This window comes from Corynebacterium sp., from assembly GCF_030826625.1.
Classification (GTDB): Bacteria; Actinomycetota; Actinomycetes; order Mycobacteriales; family Mycobacteriaceae; genus Corynebacterium.
Map to the genome: position 1 here is coordinate 1 of NZ_JAPJNQ010000091.1, position 8,212 is coordinate 8,212.

7 protein-coding genes are annotated in these 8,212 nt (G+C 57.3%); 6 read left to right on the top strand and 1 reads right to left on the bottom strand.

Annotated features, from left to right (window positions below; all coding sequences use genetic code 11):
• On the bottom strand, nucleotides 1-664 hold a 664-nt coding region (locus RCH87_RS09465), incomplete at its 3' end, for a PLP-dependent cysteine synthase family protein (RefSeq protein ID WP_306516453.1).
• Between the two features lie 263 nt (nucleotides 665-927).
• Here RCH87_RS09465 and ramA point away from each other — a divergent pair.
• The 6 genes from ramA (at nucleotide 928) to RCH87_RS09495 (ending at nucleotide 8,012) form a co-directional block, all read left to right on the top strand.
• Nucleotides 928-1,770 carry an acetate metabolism transcriptional regulator RamA gene (gene ramA, locus RCH87_RS09470; RefSeq protein WP_306516448.1) on the top strand — a complete coding sequence of 281 codons (843 nt, stop codon included), beginning with the start codon at nucleotides 928-930 and terminating at the stop codon, nucleotides 1,768-1,770.
• A 112-nt stretch (nucleotides 1,771-1,882) separates the two neighbouring features.
• Entirely contained in the window at nucleotides 1,883-3,145 is a 1,263-nt protein-coding gene (murA, locus tag RCH87_RS09475) for a UDP-N-acetylglucosamine 1-carboxyvinyltransferase (protein WP_306516449.1), read from the top strand.
• A 103-nt stretch (nucleotides 3,146-3,248) separates the two neighbouring features.
• Nucleotides 3,249-4,040, top strand: a complete 792-nt coding sequence (locus RCH87_RS09480; RefSeq protein ID WP_306516450.1) for an ABC transporter ATP-binding protein — start codon at nucleotides 3,249-3,251, stop codon at nucleotides 4,038-4,040.
• Nucleotides 4,041-4,043: 3 nt separating this feature from the next.
• Nucleotides 4,044-6,659 (top strand): ABC transporter permease, encoded by a 2,616-nt coding sequence (locus RCH87_RS09485; RefSeq protein WP_306516451.1) that lies wholly within the window; start codon nucleotides 4,044-4,046, stop codon nucleotides 6,657-6,659.
• A 52-nt stretch (nucleotides 6,660-6,711) separates the two neighbouring features.
• Nucleotides 6,712-7,245, top strand: a complete 534-nt coding sequence (locus RCH87_RS09490; protein ID WP_306516454.1) for a MauE/DoxX family redox-associated membrane protein — start codon at nucleotides 6,712-6,714, stop codon at nucleotides 7,243-7,245.
• A 47-nt stretch (nucleotides 7,246-7,292) separates the two neighbouring features.
• Nucleotides 7,293-8,012, top strand: a complete 720-nt coding sequence (locus tag RCH87_RS09495; RefSeq protein WP_306516452.1) for a thioredoxin domain-containing protein — start codon at nucleotides 7,293-7,295, stop codon at nucleotides 8,010-8,012.
• Nucleotides 8,013-8,212: the final 200 nt, after the last annotated feature.

Genomic DNA, 8,212 nt, shown 5'->3' on the forward strand with positions numbered 1-8,212 from the left:
GGATCTTGTGTGGGCCGGCCTTGCCTTCGGTCAGCAGTGGGGAAGCTGCTGGCTCTACGGCAATTGCCTTGAGGTCCTGGTTCTTCTCCTTCAGGTACTTACCCGCACCGGAGATCGTGCCGCCGGTGCCGATACCAGCAACGAAGATATCGACGTTGCCGTCAAGGTCTTCCCAGATCTCTGGGCCGGTGGTGTTGTAGTGCACCTCGCGGTTTGCCTGGTTAGCGAACTGACGTGCCAGGATGGCGTTGTCTTCGGTTTCGGCGATTTCGTTGGCCTTGTCGACGGCACCCTGCATGCCGGCTGCACCTGGGGTCAGAACGATTTCTGCACCGTAGGCGCGCAGCAGAACGCGGCGCTCGTTGGACATGGTCTCTGGCATGGTCAAGATGACCTTGTAGCCGCGGGCCGCACCAACCAGTGCCAGTGCGATACCGGTGTTACCTGAGGTGGCCTCAATGATGGTGCCGCCTGGTTTCAGATCGCCAGATTTTTCTGCGGCATCCACGATCGCGCGACCGATACGGTCTTTCACGGAATTAGCAGGGTTGAAGGATTCAACCTTTGCGTAGACGTTGGCCTTCAGGCCCTTGGTGGACTCGTTAAGACGTACCAGTGGGGTGCCACCGATGGTGTCCAGAATGTTGTCGTATACCTTGCCCATTTGTTTCATCTCCTTAGTTATTGGGGTGAGCTGGGAGTATCTTGCTGGCAACTACTATACACCAGATAAATAGACAGAGCAGTCTTTAAATTCTAGACCGAAGGGTTACTCAAAAGCTGGGATTGCGTAGATGGTTTTCGATATAAAACCATGCCGCGTCGTGGGTGAATAGCGGGGTTAGGCATTACCCCCGTTTTCACGCTAAAGTGAGGTCACGCGGTTTTGGAAATACCCAAATGGGTGCACCCGGATGAGGAGACTTCATGGATTCCCAGCTAATCAAAGACGATGACGACGCTGTCCGCTCGGCTTTAACCACGCTGAAAAATGCCACCAGCATTCCCGTGACCATGTATGCCACGTTGTTGGCGGATAACCGCTTGCAAATCACCCAGTGGGTAGGGCTGCGTACACCTGCACTGCAAAACCTCATCATGGAGCCGGGGACCGGCGTCGGCGGGCGGGTGGTTAGCACGCGCCGTCCGGTTGGGGTTTCGGATTACACACGCGCCAACATTATTAGCCATGAAAACGACCAGGCGATGCAAGACGAAGGATTGCATTCTTTGCTGGCGGTACCCGTAATCGTGCGCCGCGAAATCCGGGGAGTCCTTTACGTTGGCGTGCACTCACCGGTGCGTTTGGGCGATAAAGTTATTGAAGAAGTCACCATGACCGCGCGCTGCCTGGAACAAGACTTCGCGGTTAATTCCGCGCTACGGCAATTCGAAGCCTCCGTGCCTGCCACGCCGCGTTCCAACCGCAGCATGAATGGCGCGGAATGGGAGCAGGTGCGTTCGACGCACTCCAAGCTGCGCATGCTGGCGAATCGGGTTGATGACGAACGCATGCGTAAAGAAATCGAAGTGTTATGTGAGCAGATGGTTTCACCGGTGCGGGTTAAGCAATCGACCCGGCTATCAGCTCGGGAACTCGACGTGCTTTCGTGCGTTGCGCTGGGGCATACCAACGTTGAGGCGGCAGAAGAAATGGGGATCGGTGCCGAAACCGTGAAATCCTATCTGCGTTCGGTGATGCGCAAACTGGGCGCGCACACCAGATACGAAGCCGTCAATGCTGCACGACGCATTGGTGCGCTGCCCTAAAGCGACTGTTCTCGCTGGCTAACGCCGTCTACCGTCGGCTAGGGTCGGCCACCGTCGACTAGCGTCGGCAAGCCCGTGAGAATCAGGCGCCAAATCGGTACTGTTTAACATCGTGAAGGATATATTTTTAGTCACCGGTGGCGCACGCTTGCAAGGCTCGGTCAAAGTCGACGGAGCCAAAAACAGCGTGCTGAAATTGATGGCCGCGGCATTGCTGGCAGAAGGCACCACGACGCTGCACAATTGCCCGGAAATCCTCGACGTTCCCCTAATGCAAAACGTCCTGCAAGGGCTGGGCTGTCAGGTGCAGATCGACGGGCCGACCGTGCAGATCACCACGCCAAGTAGCGATCAACTATCCTCGAACGCTGACTTCGAGGCCGTGCGGCAATTCCGCGCTTCCGTGTGTGTGCTCGGCCCGCTGACCGCGCGCTGCGGACACGCTGTCGTGGCCTTACCGGGCGGCGATGCGATTGGTTCCCGTCCTTTGGACATGCACCAATCCGGTTTGGAAAAAATGGGTGCGACCACCCGCATTCAGCACGGAGCCGTGGTTGCAGAGGCAGAAAACTTGCATGGCGCAGAAATCAAACTTGATTTCCCGTCGGTGGGTGCCACCGAAAATATTCTGACCGCAGCCGTGCTTACCGACGGCGTGACTACGCTGCACAACGCGGCGCGCGAACCCGAAATTGTGGATTTGTGCGAAATGCTCAACGACATGGGTGCGCAGGTCGAAGGTGCTGGTAGCTCGACGATCGTGATCACCGGCGTCGACAAGCTACACCCGACTGAGCACCACGTGATCGGAGACCGTATTGTCGCCGGTACCTGGGCATATGCCGCAGCGATGACGCAAGGCGACATCACCGTCGGTGGCATTGCCCCGAAGCACCTGCACCTGCCTCTGGAAAAGCTTCGCAGTGCGGGCGCTGAGATCGAATCTTATGAAAATGGCTTCCGCGTGCGCATGGACCGCCGCCCCGAGGCTGTCGACTACCAGACCCTGCCATTCCCTGGCTTTCCGACGGATTTGCAGCCCATGGCCATCGGCATTTCTGCGCTTGCCGACGGCATGTCTGTGATCACCGAGAACGTCTTTGAAGCTCGCTTCCGCTTTGTCGACGAGATGCAGCGGTTGGGCGCGGATGCACAAGTTGATGGTCACCACGTCGTGTTGCGGGGAATCGATGAGCTGTCGTCGACAAGCGTCTGGTCTTCTGATATTCGTGCCGGTGCTGGGCTGGTCTTAGCGGCCCTGCGTGCCGACGGGGTGACGACTGTCCACGACGTGCACCATATTGATCGCGGGTACCCGAATTTTGTGGAAAACCTGCAGCGCTTAGGCGCAACTATCGAACGTTCTGTCGCTTAAATGATGTGCCGTCGGCAAGCGAACCTTGCCCGGGTGTGAGTGCCATCGGGTAGTCTGCATTGAGGTAGATTTCCCCGATTTTCCCGGAAAGGTCCGCATCTTTATGACGGCTCACGACAACGGTTCCCGCCCCGGCGCCCATCGCATAAACCCAGAGGGTGAAACGCAGCCAATCCCGGCAGCCCGGGCGCACCAGCTGTCGAAAAAATACGGCTCTGGTGACACCGAAGTCATCGCCCTCGACGCTGTTGACGTCATGTTTGAACGCGGAAAATTCACCGCGATCATGGGCCCATCCGGCTCTGGTAAATCCACGCTGATGCACTGCATGGCTGGTTTGGATGCTGCTTCTTCTGGTCATTCTTTTATCGGTGATACTGACCTTTCCCAGTTGGGTGATAAAGGGATCACCGAATTGCGTCGCGACCGGCTCGGATTCATTTTTCAGTCCTTTAACTTGGTGCCGACGTTAACTGCCGCCGAAAACATCACTTTGCCGCTGAACATTGCTGGCAAAGACGTCGACCAGGCCTGGTTCGATGAGGTTACTGAGCGGCTGGGCTTGGCGCATCGGTTGGGGCACCGCCCAGCCGAGCTTTCTGGTGGTCAGCAACAGCGCGTGGCCTGTGCCCGCGCGCTGGTCTCACGTCCAGAGATTATTTTCGGTGATGAGCCGACCGGTAACTTGGACTCGAATTCTTCGGCAGAAGTACTGGATATTTTGCGCACCGCGGTGGATAACGACGATCAAACTGTCGTCATCGTCACCCATGATGCGCGCGCGGCTTCGTATGCTGACCGCGTGATCTTCCTCAAAGACGGACAGTTGGTGGACGAACTATACGGCGCTTCCATGGATGAAATTTTGCAGACCATGGCGGGAATCGAGGGCTAAAATATGGCGAAGCGTACTTCTATGCGCACCATCGCCGTGCGCAATATCATCTCGCATAAACTGCGCCTGGCGTTGACGGTGCTGTCAGTGATGTTGGGAACCGCCTTCATTTCCGGTGCGTTCATGTTCACCAACTCGCTGTCGTCGACCTTTGAATCTGCTGTCGGTAGCGTCTATGAAGACGTTGATGCTGCCGTGAGCCCGGCAGAAGGCAACCCGATCATCGACGGCGAGACCGTTGCTGCCATCACAGACGACGAAGCGGTCAGGGCGGTCAACCTCACCGAATCCACCAACGTGGTGGTAGCGAATCAAGACCTGGAGCCCTACCAGGTGGGTGGTGGCACCTCAACGCTGCAGATGTATTATCCGGCTGAGGCTAAGGTCGGGGAGCCCGACGAGCTGATCGACGGCGCCACACCGCATGGCGAAGGCGAAGTCATCATCAACGACGCCGCTGCGGAAGAACAGGGAATTGGCGTCGGCGAACAGATCATCCTGGTTACCCCAGACGACCGGCACGAAGTCACCGTCAGCGGTATTTATACCCCGGCGCTGGATCAAGGGCTAGGATCATTATCGCTGTTGATGGATGCTCCTGCCTATCAGAACCTCTTTAATCCCGAAGGCGCCGCCGGCCAGATGGCGGTGGCTGCCGCCGACGGCACCAGCGCCGAGCAACTGGTTGACCACCTCAACGAGGCCTACCCACAGATCCAGGCCCAAACTGGCCAAGCGCTTGCCGACGAACTGACCGAGCAAATCGGCAACGCGCTGAGCTTCGTCAACTACTTCCTGGTCGCCTTCGGCCTGATCGGTTTGTTGGTGGGCACCTTCATTATTGCCAATACGTTCTCCATGATCGTTGCCCAGCGCATTAAGGAATTCGCGCTGCTGCGCTCCATCGGCGCCTCGCAACGCCAGATCACCAACTCCGTGGTGGTCGAAGCCCTGGTCGTCGGCCTGTTGGGTTCCGTTTTCGGCGTGATCTCTGGTGTTGGCTTGGTAGCGGCCATTCGAGCGGTGCTATCCGCACGCGGAATGACCTTTGATGGCGGGGGCCTGGGCTTGTCCGCCTCGGCCGTCGCCGTGCCTATCATCCTGGGCATCATTGTCACCATCGGCTCTGCCTGGGCTCCGGCGCGCCGGGCCGGGCAGGTCAAACCAGTTGAGGCGATGCGTTCAACAGAATCTGCCGCCGGTGCACCCCTGAAAGTTCGTACCATCCTCGGCGTTATCGTCATCATTGCTGGTGTGCTGGCTGCCGTGGCAGCGATGCTTCTCGACGAATCAGGCACTGGGCTGCGCGCAGGCTTGGTCGGCTTCGGTGCTTTCTTGGTGATCGTCGGCTACTTTATGGCTGGCCCGGCATTCAGCATGGGGATCGTACCGGCGTTGGGAAGAGTGGTCGGTGCACCGTTTGGTTCAATGGGCCGGTTGGCATCGACGAACGCGCGTCGTTCGCCGCGGCGTACCGCAGCAACTGCGTTTGCCTTGACCCTGGGCATGATGCTGGTCACCGGCATCGGCATGCTGGGCGCGACGATGAAAAACAGCATCGGCGACATGTTGGAAGAAAACGTCACCGCAGATTTCTTGGCGACCGGCCCGCAAGATCAATCTTTCCCAGTTCCGCAAGGCACCCCGGATGCGTTGGCAGAAACCGAGGGCGTGGAAAACATCGCGACTGTGCGGATGGCGCCAGTCCAAATTGCTGGACAGTCTGGCTACAACTATGGCCCTGGTTTCACCTTCACCGACAGTATTGATGGCAATCCGCAGGATTTCGTCGCCATGGACATCGTGGAAGGATCCGGCGATTTGAATGCGGAGCCTGGTGTTTTGGTCAGCGACGCGCTGGCGAAGGACAACGGTTGGTCTATTGGTGATGCACTGCCGTTGACGACGATGGAGACCGCCCAGACTTCGGATGCCGATGGCGCACCCGTCGATGTTGAGCCCGGCGCACAAACCGAAGTGACGATCACCGGTATCTTCAACAGCGAGACCGGGGTATTCAAGAATATGGTGGTGTCGCAGTCCGTCGTTGATGAGGTCATGGGCGGCGAGACCGCGCCGATCCAGCTGATCGCGGTGAACACTGATGGCTCCGTCGATGAAGACGAAATGCGTGATCGCCTGATCGAATCGGTCAAAGAATTCCTAGTTATCCAGGTAAAAACTGGTGCGGAATATGCTGATGAAGCAAGCCAGCTGATCGATCAGATGCTCTCGATTCTCTATGCACTGCTGGCGTTGGCCGTGATCATTGCCGTACTGGGCATCGTGAACACGCTGACTCTCGGCGTCATTGAGCGTCGACAAGAAATCGGCATGCTGCGAGCCGTGGGTGCTTACCGTGGCCAGATCCGCACGATGATCATCGTCGAAGCCGTGCAGATTGCGGTCTTCGGTGCGATCATGGGAATCATCGCTGGCTTGGGCTTGGGCTGGGCGTTTATCGACGTCTTGTCCGGCGAAGGTCTCAGCGGTGCGGTTATTCCATGGGGGCAGGTAGCGATCATGCTGGTGGGCTCCGCTGTGGTTGGTGTGGTCTCGGCATTGTGGCCAGCGCGTAAGGCTGCGAAGACTCCGCCGCTCGAAGCGATCGCAGACTAGGGCATCGTCCCAGAGCAAACCTTGATTGGCAGAACACGCTAGCATGAGCACCATGGAAACCGGCTCGGAACAAGGCACCACCGGCGGTGTACAGCACGTACAACAACGGTGGAAGCAGACCTGGCAACAGCACTCAACCAAGTATTGGGTGCTGGAAGCCATCAGTGCTTTCGCACGTTTTTATATGGCGTATATCTGGATCAGCGCAGGTTCTGCCAAATTGAACCAGCATCTCTCTGTCACGCAAACCATTGAGGGTTATGAAATTTTTACCCCGGAATGGTCCTCGGCACTGGCGCACCTGATTGGCCCGCTAGAAATCGCCGGGGGAGTGTTCTTGTTGCTTGGGCTGTTCTTGAAACCCGCAGCCTGGGTCTCGACGACGGTGTTGACTTTGTTCATTATCGGAGTGGGCTCTGCGTGGATGCGTGGGCTGATGATCGATTGCGGATGCTTCGCCGTCGACATCACCGAATCAGATCAGGCAATGAACTACTTCCGCACAATTTTGCGTGACGTGTTCTATATCTTCTTAAGCGTTTGGATAGCCCGACGACCATTTCGTCGTCTGGCGCTCTATCCTTAGAGAAGTACCTTTGAGCAATATTGTCCAACAACGATGAAGGTGGATGAGTGAGTAAGAAAGTAACCAACCCGAACCAGAAATCGAGTGCGGGATTCATCGGCGCTATCGTCGCCGTGGTGGTCATCGTGGCTGCGGTGATCGCGTATATCGTGATCAATGGTCAGGGTGCAGCGGCCGCAAAATTCGCTGACCGAGAATTCAAACAGGTCAACGCAGAAATGAAGTATGAAGGCGGCACGCTCACCTTCGGTGATGCCACGTCTGCTCCGCACGTTGAACTCTACGAAGACTTCTCCTGCCCACACTGTGCACACTTGGCAGAAGCTACCGATGCCGAAGCTCTGGAAGAGATCAACGCCGGAAACCTCGCAGTGACCATTCACCCGATGACTTTCTTGGACAACCAGGGTGACGGTCACTCCACCCAGGCTGTTGCTGCCTTGTTGGCATTGGCTGAGCACAACGAGGCCGCGGCTTTGTGGAACCTGCGTGAAGCAATGTTCGAAAACCAGCAGGATATCGCGCACAGCTGGAGTGCCGATGATTACGCCGATGCCGCGGCGCAGCTGCAGGCATCTGATGAAGCCGTCGCAGACATCCGCAGCGGCAAGTTCTTGGAGAAGGCTGCTGAAGCAGGCGAAAAGAATGGCAAGGACCTGGAATCCAAGGTTGGACAGGTGTCCACCCCACGCGTGCTGATGGACGGCAAAGACCTCGAGGTCGACGACATTAATGACTGGGTCAAGGTAGCAGTCGCGTCTAAGTAAACCGGAAATCCCATCTGTTCTGATCTCAGTCCCGCGCTAGGCTGAAGGCGTAAAAACCTCGGCTGAGCGCGGGATTTGCTTGTCATGAGTGTGTAAGTGTAGACTGAATTCTCGTTGAACAGGAAGCACAAACGGAGTGCAGGGAAGTTCACACGGGGCTATGGCGCAGCTGGTAGCGCACCACACTGGCAGTGTGGGGG

Bases quoted from the DNA above. Each gene is read 5' to 3' on its own strand.
- ramA (WP_306516448.1), top strand. From the start codon at position 928: ATGGATTCCCAGCTAATCAAAGACGATGACGACGCTGTCCGCTCGGCT.
- RCH87_RS09480 (WP_306516450.1), top strand. From the start codon at position 3,249: ATGACGGCTCACGACAACGGTTCCCGCCCCGGCGCCCATCGCATAAAC.
- RCH87_RS09485 (WP_306516451.1), top strand. From the start codon at position 4,044: ATGGCGAAGCGTACTTCTATGCGCACCATCGCCGTGCGCAATATCATC.
- RCH87_RS09490 (WP_306516454.1), top strand. From the start codon at position 6,712: ATGGAAACCGGCTCGGAACAAGGCACCACCGGCGGTGTACAGCACGTA.